The 25,302-nt window shown below is 39.6% G+C and carries 30 protein-coding genes; 2 read left to right on the forward strand and 28 right to left on the reverse strand.

What is annotated here, in order from left to right; genetic code table 11:
- Positions 1–19: 19 nt before the first annotated feature.
- The 19 genes from rpsN to H4J70_RS10940 form a co-directional block, all read right to left on the reverse strand.
- The gene (gene rpsN, locus H4J70_RS10850; protein WP_070375066.1) at positions 20–325 is read right to left on the reverse strand and encodes a 30S ribosomal protein S14; all 306 of its coding nucleotides are present in this window, start codon (positions 323–325) and stop codon (positions 20–22) included.
- 4 nt (positions 326–329) lie between these two features.
- Positions 330–875 carry a 50S ribosomal protein L5 gene (rplE, locus tag H4J70_RS10855; protein WP_070375067.1) on the reverse strand — a complete coding sequence of 182 codons (546 nt, stop codon included), beginning with the start codon at positions 873–875 and terminating at the stop codon, positions 330–332.
- A 15-nt stretch (positions 876–890) separates the two neighbouring features.
- The gene (gene rplX / locus H4J70_RS10860; protein WP_070375068.1) at positions 891–1,205 is read right to left on the reverse strand and encodes a 50S ribosomal protein L24; all 315 of its coding nucleotides are present in this window, start codon (positions 1,203–1,205) and stop codon (positions 891–893) included.
- 12 nt (positions 1,206–1,217) lie between these two features.
- Positions 1,218–1,586, reverse strand: a complete 369-nt coding sequence (rplN, locus tag H4J70_RS10865; protein WP_070375069.1) for a 50S ribosomal protein L14 — start codon at positions 1,584–1,586, stop codon at positions 1,218–1,220.
- A 333-nt stretch (positions 1,587–1,919) separates the two neighbouring features.
- Positions 1,920–2,171: a 30S ribosomal protein S17 gene (gene rpsQ, locus H4J70_RS10870; protein WP_070375070.1), complete on the reverse strand. Its 252-nt coding sequence runs from the start codon at positions 2,169–2,171 to the stop codon at positions 1,920–1,922.
- Positions 2,171–2,362 carry a 50S ribosomal protein L29 gene (gene rpmC / locus H4J70_RS10875; RefSeq protein ID WP_070375071.1) on the reverse strand — a complete coding sequence of 64 codons (192 nt, stop codon included), beginning with the start codon at positions 2,360–2,362 and terminating at the stop codon, positions 2,171–2,173. The genes rpsQ and rpmC overlap by 1 nt, the downstream gene beginning before the upstream one ends.
- Positions 2,362–2,775 (reverse strand): 50S ribosomal protein L16, encoded by a 414-nt coding sequence (gene rplP, locus H4J70_RS10880; RefSeq protein WP_070375072.1) that lies wholly within the window; start codon positions 2,773–2,775, stop codon positions 2,362–2,364. The genes rpmC and rplP overlap by 1 nt, the downstream gene beginning before the upstream one ends.
- A 10-nt stretch (positions 2,776–2,785) precedes the next feature.
- The gene (gene rpsC, locus H4J70_RS10885; RefSeq protein WP_070375073.1) at positions 2,786–3,481 is read right to left on the reverse strand and encodes a 30S ribosomal protein S3; all 696 of its coding nucleotides are present in this window, start codon (positions 3,479–3,481) and stop codon (positions 2,786–2,788) included.
- 12 nt (positions 3,482–3,493) lie between these two features.
- Positions 3,494–3,826 (reverse strand): 50S ribosomal protein L22, encoded by a 333-nt coding sequence (rplV, locus tag H4J70_RS10890; protein ID WP_070375074.1) that lies wholly within the window; start codon positions 3,824–3,826, stop codon positions 3,494–3,496.
- Between the two features lie 10 nt (positions 3,827–3,836).
- Positions 3,837–4,112, reverse strand: coding sequence for a 30S ribosomal protein S19 (gene rpsS, locus H4J70_RS10895; RefSeq protein WP_070375075.1), 276 nt, complete (start codon positions 4,110–4,112; stop codon positions 3,837–3,839).
- Positions 4,113–4,200: 88 nt separating this feature from the next.
- Positions 4,201–5,025 carry a 50S ribosomal protein L2 gene (rplB, locus tag H4J70_RS10900; protein WP_070375076.1) on the reverse strand — a complete coding sequence of 275 codons (825 nt, stop codon included), beginning with the start codon at positions 5,023–5,025 and terminating at the stop codon, positions 4,201–4,203.
- Between the two features lie 12 nt (positions 5,026–5,037).
- Entirely contained in the window at positions 5,038–5,340 is a 303-nt protein-coding gene (gene rplW / locus H4J70_RS10905; protein WP_070375077.1) for a 50S ribosomal protein L23, read from the reverse strand.
- Positions 5,337–5,942: a 50S ribosomal protein L4 gene (rplD, locus tag H4J70_RS10910; protein ID WP_070375078.1), complete on the reverse strand. Its 606-nt coding sequence runs from the start codon at positions 5,940–5,942 to the stop codon at positions 5,337–5,339. Before rplD ends, rplW begins: the two co-directional genes overlap by 4 nt.
- A gap of 15 nt (positions 5,943–5,957) precedes the next feature.
- A complete protein-coding gene (gene rplC / locus H4J70_RS10915) occupies positions 5,958–6,596 on the reverse strand; it encodes a 50S ribosomal protein L3 (RefSeq protein WP_070375079.1) in 639 nt (212 codons plus the stop codon).
- A 12-nt stretch (positions 6,597–6,608) separates the two neighbouring features.
- Positions 6,609–6,920, reverse strand: coding sequence for a 30S ribosomal protein S10 (gene rpsJ, locus H4J70_RS10920; RefSeq protein WP_070375080.1), 312 nt, complete (start codon positions 6,918–6,920; stop codon positions 6,609–6,611).
- Between the two features lie 246 nt (positions 6,921–7,166).
- On the reverse strand, positions 7,167–7,640 hold the full coding sequence (locus H4J70_RS10925) for a hypothetical protein (protein WP_182251109.1): 474 nt from the start codon (positions 7,638–7,640) through the stop codon (positions 7,167–7,169).
- Positions 7,641–7,713: 73 nt separating this feature from the next.
- Entirely contained in the window at positions 7,714–9,741 is a 2,028-nt protein-coding gene (locus tag H4J70_RS10930) for a hypothetical protein (RefSeq protein WP_182251110.1), read from the reverse strand.
- Positions 9,725–10,270, reverse strand: coding sequence for a hypothetical protein (locus tag H4J70_RS10935; RefSeq protein ID WP_182251111.1), 546 nt, complete (start codon positions 10,268–10,270; stop codon positions 9,725–9,727). Before H4J70_RS10935 ends, H4J70_RS10930 begins: the two co-directional genes overlap by 17 nt.
- Positions 10,260–10,799: an RNA polymerase sigma factor gene (locus tag H4J70_RS10940; RefSeq protein WP_182251112.1), complete on the reverse strand. Its 540-nt coding sequence runs from the start codon at positions 10,797–10,799 to the stop codon at positions 10,260–10,262. The genes H4J70_RS10935 and H4J70_RS10940 overlap by 11 nt, the downstream gene beginning before the upstream one ends.
- Before the next feature lie 324 nt (positions 10,800–11,123).
- On the opposite strand from H4J70_RS10940, the gene fusA reads away from it, so the two are divergent.
- Entirely contained in the window at positions 11,124–13,229 is a 2,106-nt protein-coding gene (fusA, locus tag H4J70_RS10945) for an elongation factor G (protein ID WP_182242108.1), read from the forward strand.
- Positions 13,230–13,325: 96 nt separating this feature from the next.
- Here fusA and rluF read toward each other — a convergent pair whose 3' ends face one another.
- The 4 genes from rluF to metB form a co-directional block, all read right to left on the reverse strand.
- Complete coding sequence (gene rluF / locus H4J70_RS10950) at positions 13,326–14,141, reverse strand: 23S rRNA pseudouridine(2604) synthase RluF (RefSeq protein ID WP_182251113.1); 816 nt, start codon at positions 14,139–14,141, stop codon at positions 13,326–13,328.
- A 213-nt stretch (positions 14,142–14,354) separates the two neighbouring features.
- Positions 14,355–15,806, reverse strand: coding sequence for a hypothetical protein (locus H4J70_RS10955; protein WP_182251114.1), 1,452 nt, complete (start codon positions 15,804–15,806; stop codon positions 14,355–14,357).
- Positions 15,807–15,999: 193 nt separating this feature from the next.
- Complete coding sequence (metL, locus tag H4J70_RS10960; RefSeq protein WP_182251115.1) at positions 16,000–18,450, reverse strand: bifunctional aspartate kinase/homoserine dehydrogenase II; 2,451 nt, start codon at positions 18,448–18,450, stop codon at positions 16,000–16,002.
- Positions 18,451–18,490: 40 nt separating this feature from the next.
- On the reverse strand, positions 18,491–19,648 hold the full coding sequence (gene metB / locus H4J70_RS10965) for a cystathionine gamma-synthase (protein ID WP_182221530.1): 1,158 nt from the start codon (positions 19,646–19,648) through the stop codon (positions 18,491–18,493).
- 183 nt (positions 19,649–19,831) lie between these two features.
- Here metB and metJ point away from each other — a divergent pair, with 183 nt between their 5' ends.
- Entirely contained in the window at positions 19,832–20,161 is a 330-nt protein-coding gene (gene metJ, locus H4J70_RS10970) for a met regulon transcriptional regulator MetJ (RefSeq protein WP_070375088.1), read from the forward strand.
- Positions 20,162–20,183: 22 nt separating this feature from the next.
- Here metJ and H4J70_RS10975 read toward each other — a convergent pair whose 3' ends face one another.
- The 5 genes from H4J70_RS10975 to hflC form a co-directional block, all read right to left on the reverse strand.
- Entirely contained in the window at positions 20,184–20,537 is a 354-nt protein-coding gene (locus H4J70_RS10975) for a hypothetical protein (RefSeq protein WP_182244298.1), read from the reverse strand.
- 246 nt (positions 20,538–20,783) lie between these two features.
- Positions 20,784–22,025 (reverse strand): malic enzyme-like NAD(P)-binding protein, encoded by a 1,242-nt coding sequence (locus H4J70_RS10980; protein WP_182251116.1) that lies wholly within the window; start codon positions 22,023–22,025, stop codon positions 20,784–20,786.
- A 557-nt stretch (positions 22,026–22,582) separates the two neighbouring features.
- On the reverse strand, positions 22,583–23,881 hold the full coding sequence (locus H4J70_RS10985) for an adenylosuccinate synthase (protein ID WP_182251117.1): 1,299 nt from the start codon (positions 23,879–23,881) through the stop codon (positions 22,583–22,585).
- Between the two features lie 144 nt (positions 23,882–24,025).
- Positions 24,026–24,214: a DUF2065 domain-containing protein gene (locus H4J70_RS10990; RefSeq protein WP_182203168.1), complete on the reverse strand. Its 189-nt coding sequence runs from the start codon at positions 24,212–24,214 to the stop codon at positions 24,026–24,028.
- Positions 24,215–24,411: 197 nt separating this feature from the next.
- The gene (gene hflC / locus H4J70_RS10995) at positions 24,412–25,299 is read right to left on the reverse strand and encodes a protease modulator HflC (protein WP_182216100.1); all 888 of its coding nucleotides are present in this window, start codon (positions 25,297–25,299) and stop codon (positions 24,412–24,414) included.
- Positions 25,300–25,302: the final 3 nt, after the last annotated feature.

Below are 25,302 nucleotides of genomic sequence, written 5' to 3' on the forward strand. Positions count from 1 at the left end.
AACAATTTACTCCCGTGAATTACCAACTAGCTTTCTTAAGACCTGGAACTTCACCACGCATCATTGCTTCACGCAATTTGATTCGGCTTAAACCGAATTTACGTAAGAAACCATGAGGACGACCAGTAATGTTACAACGGTTACGTTGACGACTACTTGATGAATCACGAGGTAAACTTTGAAGTTTCAATACAGCATCCCAACGATCTTCTTCAGAAGAATTATCGTTAGAGATGATTGCTTTTAATGCACTACGCTTTTCAGCGTACTGTGCTACTAATTTGGTTCTTTTAGCTTCACGAGCTTTCATTGACGTTTTAGCCATAACTCTACACCTTGTTCTTAAACGGGAAGCTAAAGGCAGACAACAATGCGTGTCCTTCTTCATTATTCTTCGCGCTAGTAGTGATAGTAATATCCATCCCACGAATTTTATCGATTTTATCGTAATCGATTTCAGGGAAGATTATTTGCTCACGTACGCCCATGCTGTAGTTACCACGGCCATCGAATGACTTAGGGTTTAAGCCACGGAAATCGCGGATACGAGGAATAGAGATCGAAATTAAACGCTCTAAAAATTCCCACATACGTTCGCCACGTAGAGTTACTTTTGTACCAATAGGATAACCTTCACGAATCTTAAAGCCCGCAACAGATTTGCGTGCTACAGTCGTAACTGGTTTTTGACCTGAGATTGCAGTAAGATCATTTGTGGCATGGTCTAATACTTTTTTATCAGCAATAGCTTCACCAACACCCATGTTAAGGGTGATCTTTTCAATCCGAGGGACTTGCATGACACTTTTGTATTCGAACTTCTTCTGAAGGTCGTTTACAACAGTATCTTTGTAAAAATCATGCAGTTTCGCCATCGTTTACTCCAATAATTAAACTAGTTCGTTGTTAGATTTGAAGAAACGAACTTTTTTGCCGTCTTCAATTCTAAAGCCTACACGATCTGCTTTACCCGTTTTAGGGTTAACAATCGCTACGTTTGAAACTTGTAAAGAAGCTTCTTTTTCAATAATTCCACCAGGCTGCTGTAACTGAGGTACAGGCTTAGTGTGTTTCTTGATCAAGTTTATGCCTTCTACAAATACTTTGCCGTCATCAACAAGAACTTTAGTGACTTTACCAGTCTTACCCTTGTCTTTGCCAGCTAGTACAATAACTTCATCATCACGACGAATCTTAGATGCCATTATCGTGACTCCTTATAGTACTTCAGGTGCAAGTGAAACGATTTTCATGAACTTTTCATTACGAAGTTCACGCGTCACTGGACCGAAAATACGAGTACCAATTGGTTGTAAGTTAGCATTTAACATTACAGCCGCGTTTTCATCAAAACGGATGGTTGAACCATCTGAACGACGAACACCTTTCTTAGTGCGCACAACTACCGCAGTCAGAACATCACCTTTTTTAACTTTGCCGCGAGGATTTGATTCCTTCACTGCAATTTTAATGATATCACCGATACGCGCGTAGCGACGGTGCGAACCACCAAGAACCTTTATACACTGTACACGTCGAGCGCCGCTGTTATCAGCTACGTTCAGTTGTGATTGCATTTGGATCATTGAGTTTTACTCCGCTATTTATCTAAACAAACTTAGATATAATTTAAGGCCAGAAATTTGACCCGTCACTGCCTTCTACTGCCCCCATAAAAACGTCAGACGAATTCGGAGGGCGCGAGATTATAACACCACCAAAATGAAAGTGATACCTTATTTAGTTAAAAAATAAACAATTGCTAGGCATTCACCCTAGTAAAATATCCTTTAACACCATTGGCATCTCATCATCAAGCTATTAGTTGTCGGCAATATTTTAAGCAAAAAAAAACCCTATCACACTGTGATAGGGTTTTTATTTAACACGTTCGTTAAAACAAATTTACAAAAAGTAAATTATGCTTTAGTAATTACAGCAACTAAAGTCCAGTTTTTAGACTTTGAAATTGGTGCAACTTCACGAATTGTTACTAAATCACCAGCATTACATTGGTTTGTCTCATCATGCACTTTCAACTTAGTTGAACGTGTAAGGTACTTACCGTAAATAGGGTGCTTAACACGACGTTCAATTAATACAGTGATAGACTTATCCATTTTATCACTGACAACACGACCTTGTAGTGTGCGGATTTTAGCTTCGCTCATTACTTACCTGCCTTTTCAGTTATGATAGTCTTTACACGTGCAATATTGCGACGTACCGTTCTTAGCAAATGAGTTTGTGCTAATTGTCCTGTGCTTGCTTGCATGCGATAGTTAAACTGTTCGCGTAATAATGCAAGCATTTCAGTATTTAGCTCTTCAATGCTTTTATCTTTTAATTCACTAGCTTTCATTACATCACCGTTCTAGTTACGAAAGATGTTTTGAACGGAAGTTTAGCCGCTGCTAAAGCAAATGCTTCGCGTGCGATTTCTTCCGATACACCTTCCATTTCATAAAGAACACGGCCAGGTAGAATTTGGCATACCCAATATTCCACTGAACCTTTACCTTTACCCATACGAACCTCAAGAGGCTTTTTAGTAATTGGCTTATCAGGGAATACACGTATCCAGATTTTACCTTGACGCTTTACGTGACGAGTCATTGCTCGACGTGCCGCTTCAATCTGACGCGCAGTCATACGACCACGTTCCATTGATTTTAAACCGAAAGTACCGAAGCTAACTGAGCTACCGACGTGTGCAAGACCACGGTTGCGCATTTTAAATTGCTTACGGAATTTAGTACGTTTTGGTTGTAACATTACTTAGCTCCTACTTAGGCTTGCGGTTGTTTTTTCTTTTAGGTTTAGCCGCTGGTACTTCTGCCTGTAGAGGCATGTTACCAATGATTTCACCTTTAAAGATCCACACTTTGATACCAATAACACCATAAGTTGTGTTACCGCGTGCAATAGCGTAATCGATGTCAGCACGTAAAGTGTGTAGTGGTACACGACCTTCACGATACCATTCAGCACGTGCAATATCTGCACCGCCTAAACGACCACTTACTTGTACTTTAATACCCTTTGCGCCTAGACGCATAGCATTTTGTACAGCACGTTTCATAGCGCGACGAAACATCACACGACGTTCTAATTGACTAGCAATACTGTCAGCAACAAGCTGCGCATCCATTTCTGGCTTACGTACTTCAGCAATGTTGATTTGAGCAGGAACACCAGCAATTTTAGAAACTGCTAAGCGTAGTTTCTCAACATCTTCGCCTTTCTTACCGATAACAACACCCGGACGAGCCGTATGAATTGTTACGCGGATAGATTTAGCTGGACGCTCAATAACTACTTTTGATAATGATGCACGAACAAGCTTCTCTTTCAAATATTCGCGAACCAAATGGTCACCGCGTAAATTTTCAGCGAAGTCTTTGTTACTTGCAAACCACGTAGACGCGAAAGGTTTCGTGATACCTAAGCGAATACCGTTAGGATGAACTTTTTGACCCATACTAATATACTCCTAAGAATCAGACACGATCACAGTAATGTGACTTGTGCGCTTAATTATACGATCCGCGCGGCCTTTTGCACGAGGACGAATACGTTTCATTGTAGGACCATCGTCAACTGTAATAGTTTTTACGATAAGTTCATCAATGTCTGCACCTTCGTTATGTTCAGCGTTAGCAATTGCAGAGTTAAGTACTTTTTTAACTAATTCAGCAGCTGATTTGTTGCTAAAAGTTAAAATTTCAAGTGCTTTCTCTACATGTAAGCCGCGGATTTGATCCACAACTAAACGTGCTTTCTGAGCAGAACCGCGGGCAAATTTATGTATAGCGATAGCTTCCATTCAATTTCCCCTATTTCTTCGCTTTCTTATCAGCGATATGACCGCGATAAGTACGAGTTGGTGCAAATTCTCCTAATTTGTGACCGATCATTTCATCAGTTACAAATACAGGTACGTGTTGACGGCCATTATGGACAGCTATGGTCAATCCGATCATCGTTGGGATGATCATTGAACGACGGGACCAAGTCTTAATTGGCTTTTTATTCCCGCTTTCCAGAGCTTTCTCTACCTTCGTCAGCAAGTGTAGGTCTATAAATGGACCTTTCTTGAGAGAACGTGGCATGGTGAATCCTCTTTATTTACCCTTCATGTTGAACTTAACTTTACCGAAGTAAACCAAGCTCAAACAATCAGAGTATTAATTAAATGTACTATTTAGTACGACGACGCACGATAAATTTATCAGTACGTTTGTTTGAACGAGTCTTGTAACCCTTAGTTGGTACGCCCCAAGGGGATACCGGGTGACGACCGCCAGACGTTTTACCTTCACCACCACCGTGTGGGTGATCAACTGGGTTCATGGCAACACCACGAACAGTTGGGCGAACACCGCGCCATCTTGAAGCACCAGCTTTACCCAAAGAGCGAAGCATGTGTTCAGAATTGCCGATTTCACCTAATGTAGCACGACAGTCAGACTCAATTTTACGCATTTCGCCAGAGCGAAGACGTAAAGTGACATATGCACCGTCTTTAGCAACTAGTTGAGCGTAAGTACCAGCAGCACGTGCTATTTGAGCACCTTTACCTGGTTTAAGTTCGATTGCATGCACAACACTACCTAATGGTGTGTTGCGTAAAGCCATAGTATTACCAGCTTTGATTGGAGCATCAACACCTGACTGGACTGTATCTCCAGCGCTTAAGCCTTTAGGGGCTAGGATGTAACGACGTTCACCATCAGCATATAATACTAGTGCAATATTAGCAGAACGGTTTGGATCATATTCCAAACGTTCAACTTTTGCAGGGATACCATCTTTATTACGTTTAAAATCGATCATGCGGTAATGTTGTTTGTGACCACCACCAATATGACGAACCGTAATACGACCGTTATTATTACGACCACCAGACTTAGACTTAGTGTCTAGTAATGGTGCGTAAGGCTTACCTTTATGCAACTCCGTGTTTACCACTTTAACTACGTGGCGACGACCCGGAGAAGTAGGTTTACATTTAACTATAGCCATTTTCGTAAACTCCTATGATTCCGCGCCGACGAAGTCGATGTCGCTGCCTTCAGCAAGAGTAACGTATGCTTTTTTCCAGTCGCTTCTGCGACCAAAACGAGCACCAGTACGTTTCACTTTACCTTTAACATTTAATGTGCGAACACCGTCTACTGAAACTTCAAAAAGTTTCTCAACAGCAGCTTTGATTTCAGCTTTAGTAGCAGTAGTAACAACTTTGAAAACAACAGTGTTGTTTGCTTCAGATGCCATAGTGCTTTTCTCAGAAATGTTCGGTGCTAAAAGCACTTTTAACAAACGTTCTTCGCTTATCATCCTAACATCTCCTCAAGTTGTTTAACTGCAGTAGCAGTCATCAAAACTTTTTCGAAACCAACCAAGCTAACTGGGTCAATACCGTCTACGTCACGAACGTCAACTTTGTACAAGTTGCGTGCTGATAAGAACAAGTTCTCATCAACTTCTGGAGTGATGATTAATACATCTTTTAACTCCAAGCCGTTTAGTTTAGCTACTAATTCTTTAGTTTTTGGTGTTTCAACAGTAAAGTTTTCTACCACTACTAAGCGATCTTGACGAACAAGCTCAGATAGGATGCTTTTAATCGCACCACGGTACATTTTACGGTTTACTTTCTGGCTGTGGTCTTGAGGTTTAGCAGCGAATGTTACGCCACCAGAACGCCAAATTGGACCACGGCTAGTACCAGCACGAGCACGGCCAGTACCTTTTTGACGCCAAGGTTTTGCACCACCGCCACTTACTTCTGAACGAGTCTTTTGAGCACGAGTACCTTGACGAGCGCCAGCTGCATATGCAACTACTACCTGATGTACTAATGCTTCGTTAAACTCAAGTCCAAAAGTTGCTTCAGAAACTTCAAGAGCACCTGCAGCGTCTTTTAATGATAATTCCATCACGAATCTCCTGGACTAAGCTTTAACAGCTGGTTTGATGATTACGTTACCGTTGATAGCACCCGGAACCGCACCTTTAATAAGGAGCAAGTTACGTTCTGCGTCAACGCGAACCAATTCAAGGTTTTGTGTAGTACAGCGCACAGAACCCATGTGACCAGACATTTTTTTGCCTTTGAAAACGCGACCTGGTGTTTGACACTGACCTAACGAACCGTTTGAACGGTGAGAGACAGAGTTACCATGAGTAGCATCTTGCATAGTAAAGTTCCAGCGTTTAATACCGCCTTGGAAGCCTTTACCTTTAGATGTACCGGTTACGTCTACTAATTTAGTGTCATTAAAAATTGAAACAGTGATTTCACCGCCCAATTCTAAACCTTCGCCTTCATTTTCGTTTAAGCGGAATTCCCACAGGCCACGGCCTGCTTGAACGCCAGCTTTAGCGAAATGCCCAGCTGCTGGTTTTGTAACACGGCTAGCCTTACGGCTACCTGTTGTAACTTGAAGCGCCGAGTAACCGTCAGTTTCTAAAGTTTTCACTTGAGAAATACGGTTGGCTTCAACTTCTAGAACGGTTACAGGTGTTGAAACGCCATCTTCAGTGAAGATACGAGTCATGCCTACTTTACGTCCAACTAGACCAATAGTCATTGTTAAAACCCCTTAACCCAAGCTGATTTGAACGTCAACGCCAGCTGCTAGATCTAAACGCATTAATGCGTCTACAGTCTTTTCAGTTGGCTCTACGATATCAATCATGCGTTTGTGAGTACGAATTTCATACTGATCACGCGCATCTTTGTTAACGTGTGGAGAAGTCAAGATAGTAAAACGCTCTTTACGTGTAGGAAGTGGAATTGGACCACGAACCTGAGCACCAGTGCGCTTTGCAGTATCTACGATTTCAGCTGTTGATTGATCAATCAAACGATGATCGAACGCTTTCAAACGAATGCGAATTCTTTGATTTGACATTAATCAAATCCCCATTTTTAAAGAACAACAAAATACATCCCATCACCTTTTATATGTAAAAGGGGGGTGTATCGCTAATAACATTCAACTCCCTATCGGAGCTGCTGTAAACCTTAACCGTAAAGGCTAAGGTGAAAATCCGCACAAAGCGTGAGCGATGTGCGGATGCGTATTATACATAACTGATAATATTTATCAAGCCTAAATATTTTTTATCACTAAAGCTCAGATGCGGTGGCGATCAGACTAAATTGATCCCGACTCACATTGTTCAGTTCTCAATGATTTTTCAATAAGCAAGGGTCTAAGGAGTTCAGTGGTAATAATTTCTGAAACAATATTTTTAGACTGTTCTTCTTCGATCCAAATGGAAATATTATCATCATCATCAAAAGAGCGGTTCAATTTATAACTCAGGCCTGCTTTTAACGTTACGTCAAATTTAACGAAGGCATTCTTTTCACGAATGCTCATGCCATTTTGGTAAATTTGCGCTTTTACCCATAATTGGTGATTACCTGCTTGATACTGCCTAGGTAAATTCCATTCAATTGGCCTTTTATACAGACACATAAGATGGATATACTCAAATTGCTTACCCCGTTCTTTTTCAAAGTTAACAAATCGAAATTTACCTTCATCAACATCGGCTTTGATTTGATAAGCGCTACATCCAGCCAGTATTAATGATAACGCGGTTATAATTGTAAATTTATTCATCAGTTGTCTCCGTTATTGATTGTTAATATAGGTTATCTGCTTTTTAGTACAAATGGCTATCCCTATTATCAGCTTAGTTTGAACTGTTTATCCGATCCAAAGCCTGTTGGGCTTGTGCTACAGAGCTCATATCTACTGACAAGAAGAAAGCAGGAAGATCTTTTTCTTGGTAAACCGCAACGAACTCACGTTGTTCATTTTCTCTTAAAATAAGTAATGTATAGACTTCATCCGCTTTTAACTTTGCTATACCGGCTAAAAATTCACTTGGCTTGTTATTAATAAAAATGGTGTTGTTTAAAGCCAATATTTTATCTCCCGCCAACAAACCTGCCCGACTTGCCATGCTATTACTACTGACTTGTTTAACTAACAAAGCATAACCTGCTTGATAATCAGTCATCTTACCAATTAGACCATACTTGTTATCGAGCTTTTTCTCGCGGTAAATATCAACAATACCGGTGTTAATACCACTGACCTGATAATAAGAGGCCACTTCTAACAACAATTGATCTAACTCGTACTGAAGTGAAGGCGTTAAGGTCTGACTATTTATTAAGGACTGCGTTGTTAATGGCGGCGATAAAATTGCCGATAAGACAGTTTCAGCACAATCTATTTCACTTAACGTAGCTGTTGACGTAATTTCATAAATCGACTGTTTAGACTCAGTAGATTCCTGTGCTAGCGTTAATTTATATTGCTTAGCCTGTTCAACATTTAGGGTAACATTCAGTAATGGCCGCCCCACCATTGGCTCAATGATATAATCGTCGACTATCGTACCATTGGTTCTGGCTGAATTACGATCTGTAAGATTACCGAACCAACCATTAATCGAACCTGTTCTTGCACGGATTAAGGTTTTAATACCCGCTTCACCCGCTCGGCTACCGCCCGATATTCTTGGGGCAATATCAAGGGTACTCGCCATTTGACTATTAATGGCACGAGTAGGTCGAGGAGAAAATACCGCTTGAAATCGATGAACGCCTGGCGACAGGCTTAACCTTGTTGGAGCTGAATTTCCATAAAGCTCACTCAGTGACTGACCATTGTGGCTAATTATCTTATAGCCTTTTATCCCCGTGAAGTATCGACTTAACGATGCACATTGCTTATCGTCGAATGAATCTACAATGGCAGTACCATTTATTTTATAGTGGCTTTCAGGCAATATTTTTGGCTGGTAATTACCTTTTAATAGCCGTTCTTTATTATCTCGTCGAACGGTAATCTCTATATCCTCGCCAATAGCTAAACGGTTAACATAGTGTTGAAACTTCTGATTGGGTGAAGCTTTTACCGTTAAGTCACTTTTATTGTTTAGATTTACAATCACATCACCACTGGCTAATTTTAAGGTATGGGCGACTGAGAAAGGATGAACGGTTAATACCTTCAACGTGTCATTGTTGGTATCATTACCTTGGTCAAACGTCAGACCAAAACTCCCCATTAATCTAAGCGGCACTATATTACTTGTTGCTACTGAACCCTTAATACTTGATGAGTTCTCAAGCGCTAACTTTCCCATTAAATTATATAAGCGTATCTCAAGATCTCCAGGTAAGGAGACCGAATTTATCATCTGGGATGTTAATGGCTGATGCTTAGCTACTAACACGCTGCGAGTGTCTGGATGACAATTTTGCAGATTTTTTTCTAAGACGAGTAAAGTTCCATCCTCTTTGTTTATCGGTAACAGTTGATAGTTAGCGTCGGCAACCACGGTTATTAATAGCTGGTGGTCAACAGTTTTTTTAATCAATGCCTGCTGTTTATTTACATCAATACCATTGTGGTAACTGAGATAATCGGCTGTCCGCCAAGCCCTTACCTTTAAGCTATGTTGTCCTGGAGCGACAAACACGGTTTGGTAGCTATTATCTAAATAGGCGTTGTTATCAATCGCACTATTGTTATGTGACAACAGCTGGTAGGTTATCGCCTGGTTTTGTTGATTATTAGCGGTCAGCGCTAGCGTTGCACATTCATGAGTTGGTGGCGTTGCGGCGAATAAGGGCTTTGATAAAAGCAGCACTAATAACACACCACTATACTTATTAGTGAATAAGGCCTTAAATACTAAACTCATCGTTACCTCCTTGTTGATACTCGAGCACTTGTTGCATTAATGCGCTCCTGTATTTTAATATCGCTACCTTAACTTTCAAAGATGGTTCGTTAAGCAGCTTGGCTTCCACTGCAGAGATTTCTTGCAATAGATAGTATTGATTTACTTGTAGCTGGCTATATTCAGCGAGTTGTAATTCCATGCTTTGGTTTGTTTTTAATGCCATAACTAACTGTTGTTGTAATTGATAGTTATACCAACTCAAGCCACCTATAAATATAAATGACAGCGACGCAGCCATAGCGAGTAACGGTTTTTTCTCTGTAAATATATTTGTGGATTTACCCTGCCCCCTTGTACGATGAGTTAAAGCGGCTAAACGATGATTAATTTTCTGCCAATTGAATTCATCGGGTGTTTCTAGCGCTATTTCATCCGCCGACTGTTGCAATGCAGTTATTTCTTTACGTACCGAATCAAGGGTTAAATATGAATCAAGCTGACGCGTCTGCTCAGGTAAGTCATCACCATTTGTTTTGCTAATTAACATACTTTTTTACCTCTGCATTCGCCCTCAATTTTTGTAAACATCGACAGACAACTGATTTTGAATAACTTGGTGTTTTTCCAATAACTTCCGCGATTTCGCTATGCTTATATTGCTCTGCTATATATAGCCACATAATCAAACACTCCATTTCGGACAAACGCTCAAACAAGTAAAGTAATAAATTGCGGTTCTCATAGTCGCTTTCCATACTATTTTCCAAAGACACCACTTCGGATAAATGGTCAGTGCCAATTGTTAAGCGTTTAATTTTTTTTAAAAAATTAAACGTATTATTAAAGGCTATTCTTTTTAGCCAAGCAATAAAAGGCACCTGTTGATGAAAAGAAGCTAAATTGTTAAAGGCATCTACAAAGGTATCTTGTAATAGGTCATTAGCATCATGGCGGTTTTTACAAATCTTAAGAATTGCAGTAAAGATAATAGGAGAGAGTAACCGGTAACATTGTTCTAATGCCACCTCATCACCCTGCTTCATACTTTCCAGTAGCTTGTCATTCCATTTCTGCAAAACTGATCCCTTTTTAGCTGTCTTAATAAGTATAACAATTGGGTCGTGTAAAAGGTCGCAATTATGTTAGTTAAGGTATCATTAAAAACAGCTATCGCACCTTATCAAACAAGCTATTAAAGTCTTGGTCGTCGACAACTCGCTATAATTCGATAATTAATGCCATAAACTCACGATAAAACACCGTCAGATCAGCCCAACTTTTTATCACTGTTATTAATTAATTTTCATTTTTTATTTTTGTTTGAACTTACTAATGGTATACTCGCGCGCAAATTTTCAACAATTCCGCTTTTTTAGTAGCGACTTAAATAGAGTAAAGTAATGGCAGATTTATCTAAATATAGAAATATTGGTATCTTCGCTCACGTTGATGCTGGTAAAACCACAACAACTGAACGTATCCTTAAATTAACCGGTCAGATCCATAAAACTGGTGAAGTACATGATGGTGAATCTACCACTGACTTCATGGAACAAGAAGCTGAGCGCGGTATTACCATACAGTCTGCTGCGGTAAGCTGTTTTTGGAACGATCACCGTTTCAATGTCATCGATACTCCTGGTCACGTTGACTTCACTGTTGAAGTTTACCGTTCACTTAAAGTACTTGATGGTGGTATCGGCGTATTCTGTGGTTCTGGTGGTGTTGAACCACAATCAGAAACTAACTGGCGTTACGCGAACGACTCAAAAGTTGCTCGTATTATCATGATCAACAAACTTGACCGTTTAGGCGCTGATTTCTACCGTGTTTGTAAGCAAGTTAAAAACGTTTTAGGTGCTACGCCACTTATTATGACTTTGCCAATTGGCGAAGAAGATGACTTTGTTGGTGTTGTTGACCTTCTTAGCGAAAAAGCTTACATCTGGGATGACACAGGTCTTCCAGAAAACTATGAAATTACTGATATTCCAGCGGATATGGTAGAAAAAGCTGCTGAGTACCGTATACAGTTAATCGAAACAGCTTTAGAAGTTGATGAAGATATGTTGATGGAGTTCTTAGAAGGGGAAATGGTTCCTACTACAGAACAAATCAAAGCGTGTATCCGTGCTGGTACTCGTGATATGACTTTCTTCCCAACTTACGGTGCATCTGCATTTAAAAACAAAGGTATTCAATTAATTCTTGATGCTGTTGTTGATTACTTGCCTTCACCTACGGATGTTACTCCTCAACCACTTACTGATGAAGAAGGCACGCCTAATGGCGAATTCGCAATCGTTTCTGCAGAAGAAACATTCAAAGCGTTAGCATTCAAAATCACTGATGACCGTTTTGGTACATTAACTTTCGTACGTATCTATTCAGGTACATTGAAGAAAGGCGATACCATTCTTAACGCTGCTACAGGTAAAACTGAGCGTGTTGGACGTATGTGTGAAATGCAAGCTGATGACCGTAACGAACTTACTTCAGCACAAGCTGGTGATATCATCGCGATTGTTGGTATGAAGAGCAATGTTCAGACGGGCCACACATTATGTGATCCTAAGCACCCTATCGTTCTAGAAGCTATGGTATTTCCTAAGCCGGTAATTTCAATCTCTGTAACACCTAAAGATAAAGGTTCAACTGAGAAGATGGGTCTAGCTATCGGTAAAATGGTTGCAGAAGATCCTACTTTTAAAGTTGAAACTGATATCGATTCAGGTGAAACGATTTTATCTGGTATGGGTGAGCTTCACTTAGATATCAAAGTAGATATTTTAAAACGTACTTACGGTGTTGAATTAGAAGTTGGTAAGCCACAAGTTGCGTACCGTGAAACAATCACTACCGCAATTGAAGATTCTTACACACATAAGAAACAATCTGGTGGTTCTGGTCAGTTTGGTAAAATTGATTACCGTATTAAGCCTGGCGAACCTGGTACTGGTTTCGTATTCAGCTCTGTTGTTGTTGGTGGTAATGTTCCTAAGGAATTCTTCCCAGCAATCGAGAAAGGCTTCAAAGGCATGATGGATACTGGTGTTCTTGCTGGCTTCCCTGTACTTGACGTTGAAATTGAATTATACGATGGTGGTTTCCACGCGGTTGATTCATCTGCTGTTGCCTTTGAACTTGCTGCTCGTGGTGCTTTCCGTCAGTCAATTCCAAAAGCTGGTGCACAGTTAATCGAACCTATCATGAAAGTTGATGTGTTTACGCCTGATGATCACGTTGGTGATGTTATTGGTGATTTAAACCGTCGTCGTGGCATGATCGCAGGTCAAGACGCAGGTGTTTCTGGTGTTCGTATTAAAGCTGACGTACCTCTTTCAGAAATGTTTGGTTACATCGGAACATTACGTACAATGACATCAGGTCGTGGTCAATTCTCAATGGAATTCTCTCACTACATGCCTTGTCCTAATAACGTAGCAGAAGTTGTTATCGCTGAAGTTAAAGCAGCTAAAGAAGCAAAAGATGCTGCTAGAAAATAGTAAGCATTAAAGTAAGAAAACAAAAAAAGGACGCTTAGGCGTCCTTTTTTATTGTCTTACAAACCAAACATAATTAACGTTTAGTATGACTAAGCTTTATTTTTTAACATCATTTTCTATGTCTGTTACTGCAATAACGGTTGCCCATGGATCACCCGATTCATCGATTTCTTTTGGTAAAGCTGTTTTCGTCGACGTGGCTACCGCTGCATTAATTTCAACCATTTCCGCTGTGGTTAAGTCTCGCCATTGTCCTGGTCGTAAATCACCCAGCTCGACACTCATAATACGCGAACGTTTCAGCTGTAAAACCTCGTAATCTAAATATTCACACATCCGACGAATTTGACGATTTAAGCCTTGCGTTAAGATAATACGAAAAACAAATTTACTTTCTACTTTAACAAGACAGGGTTTAGTGATGGTTCCCAGTATAGGTACACCTTTTGACATCCGTTGGATAAAGCGCTCACTGATGGGTTTATCAACCGTGACAATATATTCTTTGTCATGGGCATTTTCAGCGCGCAAAATTTTATTAACGATATCACCATCACTGGTCAAGAAAATTAGTCCTTCTGAAGGCTTATCTAAACGCCCTATCGGAAAGATCCTTTCTTTGTGACCAATAGCGTCAATAATATTACCTCTAACATGTAACTCGGTCGTACAGGTAATACCCACTGGCTTGTTATAAGCAATGTAAACCCGGTCAGATTTATTAGCCGGCATAGCACCAATTTGCTTACCATCAACAAAAACCACATCACCCGCTTGTACTTTAGTACCTAACTCAGGGGTTGTACCATTGATCGTAACTCGACTTTCTTCAATCAACTTGTCAGCAGCTCGGCGCGAGCAGTAACCTGATTCACTGATAAATTTATTCAGTCTTTTTTCTTGATCGCTCACGAGATATTCCAAAGTTATGCAAAGTAATAAAAGCCATTTTACCTGAACTTTAACAGACAGTGAAAAAGCATTATGGTTATTTAGCCTTATTTGACAGTTTTTAATTAATATTTACTGTAAATATCCCTCTTTGATAACAACAACAGGGTAAGTCTACTTACTTAACTTGCTAAGTGTTTTCACTATGGCGTTATAAAAGCAAAGACTTTAACGTTATTTAGCTTTGTTCCACAGCTTTTGATTAATATTAACTGAAAAGAATTCTCCTGGCTGCCAACAGCGAGGAAGTAGATCTAGTTGTTTACGCTCATGGGAATTTGACACTAACAACTCTAATATTTCATGGAGGCGCTCTTTACTGATAGTAGAGAAATTTTTAGCTGTTTCAGTAAAATATAAATTAGCAGATTTTTTAATGACTATCTCTTGTCCATGACTTATGAAGGCTAAGTTGCGTGTTGCCGTTCGGCAAATAGGATAATCAGCATTTGCAGGATAAAGCTGGCTGACGATGGCATATTCATAGCGGTCGTTAATATCTTGCTCATACGGGACATAGGTAACACCATAACCTTGTGGAAAATGGCCAGTAATTTTTGTCAGTGCATTAACCACTGCTTGACAACAAGCTCCCCGCTCCGCGTTTTGATTAAGAACATAATAAACTTTCGGTAATAATTTGTAGTTATAGCTATCTTTTGTCGACAAGATAATAGAACTGTATATTTGTGGTACTTTAAGAAGGTTGCCAATACCCTTCTTTGGGTTGACGGCACTTTTGAGTAAATGCTTAATGAACAATAATTTTTTATGCTCAACGACATTGTGCTCGTCGCGATCTTTTTTTGAATTACCAATATATATACCCGCGCCAATACCATCAATAAGATACTTAACCGTTTCTCGATAATTTATTTGTAAGAGTACTTTTCGCTCTTCAATAGGTAAGGTTCGATGGGGATCTTTTTGATAATCTGCACCACGCAAAATGACTAGCGACTCGGGGTGGTTATTACCGATATCTTGTAATAGCGCCGCCATGACCAGTGGAATTTTTACTTTCTCTACAAAGGCTTGATATGCCTCGGGGTTATCTTGAGCCAACGTTTGATATTGCTCTGCGTTGATATCCCCCAAAGCACTCTTGATATAGGGCTCAACAATATGTTGATCCATGCATAGTCGGTCAAGTAAACGCAAACATAACACGCTTTTATAAAGCGGTTTATGTTGCTCGTTGGTTAAAGCAATTTTTCGCCCCTGGGTGGGACTCACTAATTGTATGGTACCTAAAAGCTGGCTAGATTTACGATTACTGTCTTCAAAGCAATCACCCTCAGACAACTTGATGATCTCTTTACAGAGTTTATAGAGATGTTGATGACGCTCATTGCGTTCAAAGCGTAATTCCTCGTAATAATTGCGTTGTTCACGTTCGAGTCTTACCCGTAAAGTTTTAGCTTTATCCGTGGCTGTTTGCCGACTAACTTTTTCAATATTTTGCTTGAGTTCATCTAACTTATGCTCAATAAAAGATTGTTTTTCATAGTACTCAATCGCACGCTCAAGAACGGAATCATTTAATTGGCTGTGGCCATAAATTCTGCTTAAAAGACTTTTTACTTGGCTGGTAAAATAGCTGTCGCTATAGGTTTTATTTTCCATGTAAATACAACTTGGTGCCTGTGCTAAGTAGCTACTTTTTTTAATTATCTAAATGCTAGTTAATAATGCGATAACAGACAAGTGTTTATTAGTATCGATTGAGAAAAAGCACAACCTACAAGTTGTGCTTTTTCTCATTTAGCGTATTAATGCCTTAGTGTAGTAATAATGATGATAGCTAGATTATGCTAATTTAACTTAGACCTTTGATTTTAACTTGGTGTTTTTTACCGGCCAGTTGCTGGCAAATACTCACTAAGTCTGAATGTAGGCCACCCGCGGTAACATCACGACCCGCGCCTGGTCCACGAATAATAAGCGGGTTATCTTGATACCAATGGCTCTTAATTAAAAAGATATTATCACCCGGAGTTAAAGAGGCAAAGGGATCATTCTTAGCAAGCGTCGCAAGATAAACCTTAGCGCTCAATTGGCCTTGTTCGTTGACACAGAATTTTGCAATATAACGAATACAGGCTTGCTGTTTAGATGCGCTAGTGAGTTGTTCAGCAAAGTAACTGTCCAAGTCTGCTGACTTTGCTAAAAATTCCGTCGTTGATAACCCTTGTAAGGATTCTGGCACTAAATTTTCGCATTCAATATCATCAAGTGATAATTCAAAACCTGCCATACGCGCTAAGATCAGTAATTTTCGTTGCACATCTCGCCCAGACAGATCTTCTCGTGGATCGGGTTCAGTGATCCCTTGAGATAAGGCATCCATTAATAAGGTTGAAAACGGTACACTGGCATCGTAGGTTTCAAATAGCCAAGAAAGCGTGCCTGAAAAAATTCCTGATATTTCCGTTATCTTATCGCCACTTTTCAATAAATCGTTAATGGCAAAGTTAACCGGTAAACCGGCGCCAACAGTAGTACTTCCTAACCATAAGCTTTTATTTTCAGCCGCGGTTAATACTAAGTCATTATAGCGAGCGGTACTGGCAGAAGCCGCCCATTTATTGGCACCAATAACATGAATACCTTCTTTAAAGAACTCACTGTACAAATCACTAAAATGTTCGCTAGGGGTGATATCGACAACAATTAATTCGTCGTAAGGATGGTTCGTTAACCACGACATCAATAAGGCATTATCACAAGGCGTAGCATCTCTTTCATAGAGCGACATTGCTTGATTAACATCGATACCATCGGTATTAAGCAGTGCTTTTTTAGAAGTGACTAAACCGACTAAATGAACGTTCTCTAACACAGAGACTCGATTGAGTTGCGCGGGTAACAAGTCTAAGAATCGTTGACCTATATTACCAAGCCCTGAAACAACAACACCTATGTGTCGAGCGTCTTTAGTCATATCATAATGAACATTATTAAGTAACTCACCGGTACAACTCTGCTGAAGAATGGCGATAATACTATGCTCACTTAACGAGTTCACCACCTGCAGTACATGAGTATGTTTGAGGGCACGTTTAAAACGCGCTTGGATATTACCTTGATTTACCACACTATGACCAACAATCGCTATAATCGACACCGGTGTGAATGATACTTCGGTATCATGACTCGCCAGCCACTGACTCACTAATTTTTGTTGTGTTTGGTGGATAACCATAAAGCCTTGCTGAACATCACTACATATCGCAGAAAACTCATTACTGGCTTGTTCACCAAACGAACCGGCTAAACTGGTCGATTTTACCAGTAACAAATCGTTAAGCGAGGTAACCGACAGTTCCTGTTTAGCAATTTGACCAAATTTTCCTATCTCTGTACCAGAAATTTCAGGATCAAAGCTACTTGCTACATGAAGGTGTGTGCTGTGGTTAGTGAGCGGCTGTAAGGTTTTTGCATGCAGAACCGGGTTACCTAAGCGGCCCAATTCTTTCGCGACACCATTAGGTAAGCGATGTAATTTACGGGCAAGTGGTACAATACGAGGATCGGCACTATAAATGCCATCAACGTCAGTCCATAGGGTAACATTCAGCGCGCCCGACAGTGAGGCAATAATTGTTGCTGAATAGTCACTACCATTACGACCTAAAGTACAGGTTTCACCTTGAGAATTTTTAGTGATATAGCCAGTAATAACCGCCAACTTTCCTTTTTGTAAGTTCTGCTGAAAATTTTGACTACTTTGCTGATTGTCGACTGCACAGTCTTTATCATTATTGATAACCAGAAAGTCACGCGCATCAATAGCATAACTTGGACAAACTTTTTCACTTAACACCGCCGATAGTAAACGCGCCGACCACAGCTCACCAAATGCCAACATATCTGCATGGTGTTGGCTTGGCTGATCAGATAACCAAGCCGTTAATTGTGTTATATCATCAGACAAAACCTTGATAAGGTCTGCTGCACTGCTAGGGTTCAATAACTCACCAATTAATGTGCTTTGTGATTTCTGTAGTGTTTCAATAGCCAAAAACAGCTCGTCACTTTTTTCAAGTGCGAGTTTATAAATATTGAATAAGTCATCCGTAGTGTTTCCATTTGCCGAAACAACAACTAAATCATTTAATTGACAGTTTTGACGAATAATATCAACCACACGTTCAATACATTGGGTAGTTGCTAAGCTACTGCCACCAAATTTATGTACATGAATAGCATGCTTCGCCAGTTGATTATTCCCTGATGATAATTGTTCTACTGTATTTGACTGTGTCATTTTCACTCATTAATTCTTCTACTAAAAATAGTCTACAACTTTAAATTTGGCTTGCCGATAAAGCTTGTTCTAAGTCATTAATAATATCACTAACATCTTCAATACCGACAGAAATTCGGATTAAAGATTGAGTAATACCCGCTGCAATTTGTGCTTCAATTTCCATACCTGCATGGGTCATCGTTGATGGATGACTGATTAAACTTTCAACGCCACCTAATGACTGTGCCAAGGTAAAGAGTGATAAGTTGTCAAAGAGTACTTTAACCGCTTCAACACCACCTTTTATTTCGAAACTCATCATAGCGCCAAAATCTTTTTGCTGACGCTTAGCAATTTCGTGTCCCGGGTGATTTTTTAAACCAGGAAAGTATACCGCGTTAATTGCTCGATGATTTTCTAAGTATTTTGCAACAGCATTAGCATTTTCTTGATGCTGTTTCATGCGCAGTGGTAAGGTTTTTAAGCCACGTAATGCCAGATAACTGTCGAAAGGTGAACCCGTAATACCAATACAATTTGCCCACCACGCTAGCTCTTCACCCAGTTCTTTTTCTTTTGTTACTAACACCCCACCCACAACATCACTATGACCATTAATATATTTAGTTGTCGAGTGAAAAACAATATCAGCACCTAATAATAGCGGTTGCTGTAACAAGGGAGAAAGAAACGTATTATCTACTGCCACTAAAGCACCAACAGCATGACTGGCTTGAGTAACCTTTTTTATATCAACCAGCCGTAATAATGGGTTACTAGGTGACTCAATCAAAACTAATCTTGGCTTTTGTTCAAGCGCTTGCGCTAACGCTTGATCATCGTTTTGATCAACAACAAGCACATTAAATAAGCCACGTTTTGCTAGGTGGGTAAACAAGCGATAACTTCCACCATAGCAATCATGTGGAATAACAACCGTATCTTTTGTTGTCAGTAACTGACAAATTAAGTGCACCGCTGACATTCCTGTGCTGGTAACAATGCCTACAGCACCCTGCTCTAAATCAGCGATAGCTTGTGCAAACGTGCTTCGAGTGGGGTTGCCTGTTCTGGAATAATCAAATTGGCGCTTATTGTTGAAGCCTTTTAAAGCATAAGTACTCGATAAATGAATGGCAGGAACAACCGCACCGTGATGTTCATCACTATTAATGCCGGCTCTAACAGCTAATGTTGCTGGTTTTTTGCTTGTCATTTTTTGCTCCAATCGGGCAGTAAAATCAAATAGATGTTTGGACGTCTATAACTCTAAACGCTTTACTTTTGTCGGTCAAGAACTTTAGACTTCTAAACTTCTACACATTCGTTATTGACTCAACGCCAACAACCAGTAAAATCTAACTTATAAAAAGTAATTTAGCTAAACAAAGGTAATTAAATGGCAAAGTGGAATGGCGATTATATAAAACCATACGCCGAACATGGTAAAAAAAGTGAGCAAGTTAAAAAAATCACGGTCTCAATCCCGTTGCGGGTACTGAAAGTGTTAACGGATGAACGTACTCGTCGGCAAGTTAACAACTTACGCCATGCAACTAACAGCGAATTGTTATGTGAAGCTTTTCTGCATGCTTTTACCGGACAGCCTCTTCCTGATGATGGCGATTTAACAAAAGACAATACAGAGATGCTACCTAAAAGTGTGCGCGAAGCCTTAATAGCAAAAGGTATTACCGACTTCAGTCAATTTGAAATTGAAGACGAGTAGCTAAGGGTCTTAATACACTTCCTCAAAAAGACGCTCTGGCGTCTTTTTTTATGCCCATACGGTAAGCATCTACAATAGCCAATAACCAACAAGTTAGTAGTGTATAGGTTAATATACTCATTAAGATAGGGTCAACAATAATGGGATTTTTTGACATCTCTGCGATCAGTGCTTGGCTATTGAGCGCAACGTCACCTGATTTAACTTTATTAATAAGTGGCTGATATTGCCTCATCACTTCTTCAATATACAAATATACTGTCACAGAAAAACTTAAAATAAATAACGTAGCCCGTCGATAAGCGTGACACATTAGTTGGCCAATACCCGGGTAAACAAGTGCTGAGAGTAAAACGGCTTTCGTTGAAGTTTTCATTGTTATTCGTCCTACTCAATATTGTTATGCTTTGCCATCGGTGACATTATCTACAGAGGTGCAAGTATTAATGATTTGTCAGGAATATAGATGACGTACAAGAGGTAACTGCTCCTGCGTTACCCTATTTCTTAATTCCTACTTTCTGCGTCCATGTAGTAACTGCACCATGACCTACTATTTGTCATAAATAAAAAAAGGAGAGTCGAGCTCTCCTTTTACAGCGTTATTAATAAATACTACTGATTATGCCATATAGTTTTCAGGTAATTCTAGGGCTGCCACTCCAGACTCAACCGCCGCTTTAGCAACGGCAAGCGCTACTCGACCACACAAACGTGGATCCATCGGCTTAGGGATAATATACTCCTTACCAAAGGTCAAACTTTTCTCACCACTAGCATCTAACACTTCTTGCGAAACAGGTTCCTTTGCTAATTCACGAATTGCATGAACAGCGGCAATTTTCATCTCATCGTTAATCGTTCTAGCGCGAACATCTAAAGCGCCACGAAAAATAAAAGGAAAACATAACACATTATTGACCTGGTTAGGGTAATCAGAGCGACCCGTAGCAATAATAAGATCATCACGAACAGCAAGCGCTAATGAGGGTTTTATTTCAGGATCTGGGTTTGAACAAGCAAAGATAATTGGATTGGGTGCCATTAATTTTACATGCTCAGCAGAAAGTAGATTGGGTCCAGAAACACCAACAAATACATCTGCGCCATCGATAACATCTTCAAGGGTACGTTTATCAGTATTATTAGCAAACATACGCTTATATTCGTTAAGATCATCACGTCGGGTATGAATGACACCTTTAGTATCAAGCATGTAGATTTTTTCGCGCTGAGCGCCACATTTGATTAATAGTTCCATACAAGCAATCGCTGCTGCGCCTGCGCCAAGACAAATAATGTTGGCATCTTTAATACTTTTACCTTGGATTTCCAAGGCATTGATCATTCCAGCAGCAGTAACAATAGCCGTACCATGTTGGTCATCGTGAAATACCGGTATTTTACAACGTTCAATAAGTGCCTTTTCAATAGCAAAACACTCTGGTGCTTTAATATCTTCTAAGTTAATACCACCAAAACTGTCAGCGATGTTGGCGACCGTATTTATAAATTCTTCAACTGTCTTATGTTTAACTTCGATATCAAATGAATTAATACCTGCAAATCGCTTAAATAATAATGCTTTGCCTTCCATTACCGGCTTAGCCGCCATACCACCTAGATTACCTAACCCTAAAATAGCGGTACCATTGGTAATAACAGCGACGGTATTGCCTTTGCCCGTATATTTGTAAACATCATCGGGATTTGCCGCAATTGCGCGAACCGGTTCAGCAACACCTGGGCTATAGGCGAGTGCTAAATCACGGCTAGTTTCAGCGGCCGTGGTTAATTCAACACTTATTTTTCCAGGTGTTGGGAATTGATGGTAATCAAGTGCTTGTTGGCGAAAGTCAGTCATGATTGATCCTATGCGTTAGGTGAATTTATTGTCTTATATATGCCATTTTTCACGTTTTATTTTGTTTATATACAGCATAGTTTTATAGACTCGTTATCAATCAAGATACACCTTTGTCTGTGATCTTTAAAAAGTAACGGGTATATACTATTGTAATCTTACATTTTGTTCCAACGTTATTCTTATATAAAAAAGTGCTAGAAGCTATAACAAACATACCCTTAGCCCTTTTGTATTGCACATCATAAAACTAAATATTCGCTATACAGCTTAATCTATTCACCGTATTTTATGACCACTTTTATAAACTTCTTTGACTTAAAAAATTTAGCCATCGATTTTTCTTTTTTTCAATACACAACAACGAATTTATCGGTGAAGTTATCCAATTAATAATTAATCTTCATCAACGTTGTCACTATCGCTTATAACCTTGATTAATTGCTTTTGAATTTATATTCAATAATGGCCGTTGAAATAATTTATTTTAGGTAAAAAAAAACCACCTCAGGGGTGGTTTTATTCGTCTTATTTTAGAAAAAAATTATTCGCTCTAATTACTCAGCAAACGGGTTTACTAAAATAATGGTTTCATTACGATCTGGACCTGTTGAAATAATATCAACTGGTACACCTGTTAATTCTTCAATACGCTTAATGTAAGCGATCGCATTAGCAGGTAAAGCGTCACGAGAAGTTGCGCCAACTGTAACTTCAGACCAACCTGGCATTTCTTCATAAACAGGTGTAATTCTGTCATAACCTTCAGCAGCTGTAGGCGGTACAGTAATAATTTCGCCAGCTTCAGTGCGGTAACCTGTACATATTTTAAGGGTTTTTAAACCGTCTAAAACATCAAGTTTAGTTAAACAAAATCCTGTTACGCTGTTAACTTGAATGGCACGGTGCATAGCAACCGCGTCAAACCAACCACATCGACGTTCACGTCCAGTAGTCGCGCCAAATTCATGGCCTACAGTACCTAAATGTTCACCGATTTCGTCATCTAATTCTGTAGGGAAAGGACCAGAGCCAACACGTGTTGTGTATGCTTTAGTAATACCTAAAATATAATCTAAATGACGAGGTCCAAAACCACAACCAGTAGCAACGCCACCTGCAGTAGTGTTTGAAGAAGTTACATAAGGATAAGTACCGTGATCAATATCAAGTAAAGTACCTTGAGCACCTTCAAACATAATTGATTCGCCGTTTTTACGGGCTTGATCAAGAATTTCAGCGACATCGGCAACCATTTTAAGAATAACGTCACGAACTGATAAAGCATCAGCAAGCACAGTGTCATAACAAACGGGTGTAACTTTGTAGTAATGCTCTAAAGAGAAATTATGGTAATCAACAATTTCTTTTAATTTAATCGCAAATGACTCAGCACAAACTAAATCGCCAACACGTAAACCACGGCGAGCAACTTTGTCTTCATAAGCTGGACCAATACCACGCCCTGTCGTACCAATAGGCTTATTACCGCGAGCGATTTCTCGCGCAGCATCTAGAGCATTATGATAAGGAAGAATTAACGGACAAGCGTCACTAATAAGTAAACGTTCACGTACAGGAACGCCTTTGGCTTCTAACATTGCGATTTCTGTCATCAAGGCTTTCGGGCATAAAACTACGCCGTTGCCGATTAAACATTTCACATTGTCACGTAATACGCCCGATGGAATTAAATGAAGTACGGTTTTTTCACCGTCTATTACCAAAGTATGACCTGCATTATGGCCTCCTTGATAACGTACGACGTACTTAGCTTTATCTGTGAGTAAATCAACAATCTTACCCTTACCTTCGTCACCCCATTGGGTGCCTAGAACTACGACGTTTTTGCCCATGTTTTCAATTTCGATAAAAAATTAGGCGGGGATTTTATCAAAAATCAAATAGTAGTCCAAGTAATAAATGATGATTTTTAATGCAATTTAAAAATATTCAATTAACTAAAGGGGTTATGAAAAACTTTTATGTCATTCTTTAGTCTAATAACTCAGTAACCATAAAATAAATGTGCCTACGACGAGTAAGCTAATGCCAATATTACGAATAGATAAGCTTGATTGTTGCGCTAACTTTTCCATAGTGTCGCGCCACTTATTTGGAAAAAGTGCAGGAATAAGCCCCTCAATAATCAGTACCAAAGCAAATGCCGTTAATAGTGTCTCTACCATGTTATTACTCCTCAATTGCTTCTATAGGTAACTAGTCGATACGAAAAGTACAGGAATGAGTCCATCAGAAATCAGTACCAAAGCAAATGCCGTTAATAGTGTCTCTACCATGTTATTACTCCTCAATCACCTCTATAGGTAACTAGCAGATACGAAAAAGCCATGACAAGTCATGGCTTTTTTATCAAAAAAGTAGCTTACTTTTTAATTGTAGCGCCTTCTTTTAAGTAGTTAAAGAAATCACTATCGGGTTTAACCACCAAGATATCACTTTTACTACTAAAACTTTTTTCATATGCTTCAAGACTACGGTAAAAACTGAAAAACTCAGGATCTTGTCCATATGAATCAGCATAAACTTTAGCCGCTAACGCATCGCCTTCACCACGCATTTCTTGTGCTTCTTTTTGTGCTGTCGCTAACATAACAGTTACTTTAGAATCTATCGTAGCACGGATAATTTCCGCTTGCTCTTGACCTTTAGAACGATGCTCTTTTGCTACAGCTGTTCGCTCTGCTCGCATACGGTCATAGATAGAAGCACTGACTTCAGCGGGTAAGTTAATCGCTTTAATACGTACATCAATAACTTCAATACCTAAGTCTTCACGACTACTTGAGGCACTTGCTAACGCTTTAGCCATAATGCCGTCACGGTCACCTGAAACAATTTCTTTAATGGTGCGCGTACCAAACTCAGTACGTAAACCATTATTTACTTTTTGTTTCAATAACGCACGAGCATTTTCTACTGAGCCAGAAGTACGTAAGTAGAACGTTGAAAAGTCAACAATACGCCACTTAACAAATGAGTCGACCATTAAATCTTTTTTCTCAGATGTTACAAAGCGATCAGGCGCTTCATCGAGCGTTTGAATACGAGCATCAAGTCTGCGAACGTTGTTAATAAAGGGTATTTTAAAGTGTAAACCCGGTTCATAAACAAGCATTTCACCTGAATTAGCATCACGTTTAATTTTTGTAAACTGAAAAACGATACCACGTTGTCCTTCAAAAACAATGAAAACAGAAGAGACGGTTAATACTGAGAATAATACAATTAGGGCAATAATAAAGTTTTTCATTGC

It is taken from the genome of Colwellia sp. BRX8-9, assembly GCF_014077245.1.
Classification (GTDB): domain Bacteria; phylum Pseudomonadota; class Gammaproteobacteria; order Enterobacterales; family Alteromonadaceae; genus Colwellia_A.

Bases quoted from the DNA above. Each gene is read 5' to 3' on its own strand.
- rpsN (WP_070375066.1), bottom strand. From the start codon at position 325: ATGGCTAAAACGTCAATGAAAGCTCGTGAAGCTAAAAGAACCAAATTA.
- rplE (WP_070375067.1), bottom strand. From the start codon at position 875: ATGGCGAAACTGCATGATTTTTACAAAGATACTGTTGTAAACGACCTT.
- rplX (WP_070375068.1), bottom strand. From the start codon at position 1,205: ATGGCATCTAAGATTCGTCGTGATGATGAAGTTATTGTACTAGCTGGC.
- rplN (WP_070375069.1), bottom strand. From the start codon at position 1,586: ATGATCCAAATGCAATCACAACTGAACGTAGCTGATAACAGCGGCGCT.
- rpsQ (WP_070375070.1), bottom strand. From the start codon at position 2,171: ATGAGCGAAGCTAAAATCCGCACACTACAAGGTCGTGTTGTCAGTGAT.
- rpmC (WP_070375071.1), bottom strand. From the start codon at position 2,362: ATGAAAGCTAGTGAATTAAAAGATAAAAGCATTGAAGAGCTAAATACT.
- rplP (WP_070375072.1), bottom strand. From the start codon at position 2,775: ATGTTACAACCAAAACGTACTAAATTCCGTAAGCAATTTAAAATGCGC.
- rpsC (WP_070375073.1), bottom strand. From the start codon at position 3,481: ATGGGTCAAAAAGTTCATCCTAACGGTATTCGCTTAGGTATCACGAAA.
- rplV (WP_070375074.1), bottom strand. From the start codon at position 3,826: ATGGAAGCTATCGCTATACATAAATTTGCCCGCGGTTCTGCTCAGAAA.
- rpsS (WP_070375075.1), bottom strand. From the start codon at position 4,112: ATGCCACGTTCTCTCAAGAAAGGTCCATTTATAGACCTACACTTGCTG.
- rplB (WP_070375076.1), bottom strand. From the start codon at position 5,025: ATGGCTATAGTTAAATGTAAACCTACTTCTCCGGGTCGTCGCCACGTA.
- rplW (WP_070375077.1), bottom strand. From the start codon at position 5,340: ATGATAAGCGAAGAACGTTTGTTAAAAGTGCTTTTAGCACCGAACATT.
- rplD (WP_070375078.1), bottom strand. From the start codon at position 5,942: ATGGAATTATCATTAAAAGACGCTGCAGGTGCTCTTGAAGTTTCTGAA.
- rplC (WP_070375079.1), bottom strand. From the start codon at position 6,596: ATGACTATTGGTCTAGTTGGACGTAAAGTAGGCATGACTCGTATCTTC.
- rpsJ (WP_070375080.1), bottom strand. From the start codon at position 6,920: ATGTCAAATCAAAGAATTCGCATTCGTTTGAAAGCGTTCGATCATCGT.
- H4J70_RS10925 (WP_182251109.1), bottom strand. From the start codon at position 7,640: ATGAATAAATTTACAATTATAACCGCGTTATCATTAATACTGGCTGGA.
- H4J70_RS10930 (WP_182251110.1), bottom strand. From the start codon at position 9,741: ATGAGTTTAGTATTTAAGGCCTTATTCACTAATAAGTATAGTGGTGTG.
- H4J70_RS10935 (WP_182251111.1), bottom strand. From the start codon at position 10,270: ATGTTAATTAGCAAAACAAATGGTGATGACTTACCTGAGCAGACGCGT.
- fusA (WP_182242108.1), top strand. From the start codon at position 11,124: ATGGCAGATTTATCTAAATATAGAAATATTGGTATCTTCGCTCACGTT.
- H4J70_RS10955 (WP_182251114.1), bottom strand. From the start codon at position 15,806: ATGGAAAATAAAACCTATAGCGACAGCTATTTTACCAGCCAAGTAAAA.
- metL (WP_182251115.1), bottom strand. From the start codon at position 18,450: ATGACACAGTCAAATACAGTAGAACAATTATCATCAGGGAATAATCAA.
- metB (WP_182221530.1), bottom strand. From the start codon at position 19,648: ATGACAAGCAAAAAACCAGCAACATTAGCTGTTAGAGCCGGCATTAAT.
- metJ (WP_070375088.1), top strand. From the start codon at position 19,832: ATGGCAAAGTGGAATGGCGATTATATAAAACCATACGCCGAACATGGT.
- H4J70_RS10975 (WP_182244298.1), bottom strand. From the start codon at position 20,537: ATGAAAACTTCAACGAAAGCCGTTTTACTCTCAGCACTTGTTTACCCG.
- H4J70_RS10980 (WP_182251116.1), bottom strand. From the start codon at position 22,025: ATGACTGACTTTCGCCAACAAGCACTTGATTACCATCAATTCCCAACA.
- H4J70_RS10985 (WP_182251117.1), bottom strand. From the start codon at position 23,881: ATGGGCAAAAACGTCGTAGTTCTAGGCACCCAATGGGGTGACGAAGGT.
- H4J70_RS10990 (WP_182203168.1), bottom strand. From the start codon at position 24,214: ATGGTAGAGACACTATTAACGGCATTTGCTTTGGTACTGATTATTGAG.
- hflC (WP_182216100.1), bottom strand. From the start codon at position 25,299: ATGAAAAACTTTATTATTGCCCTAATTGTATTATTCTCAGTATTAACC.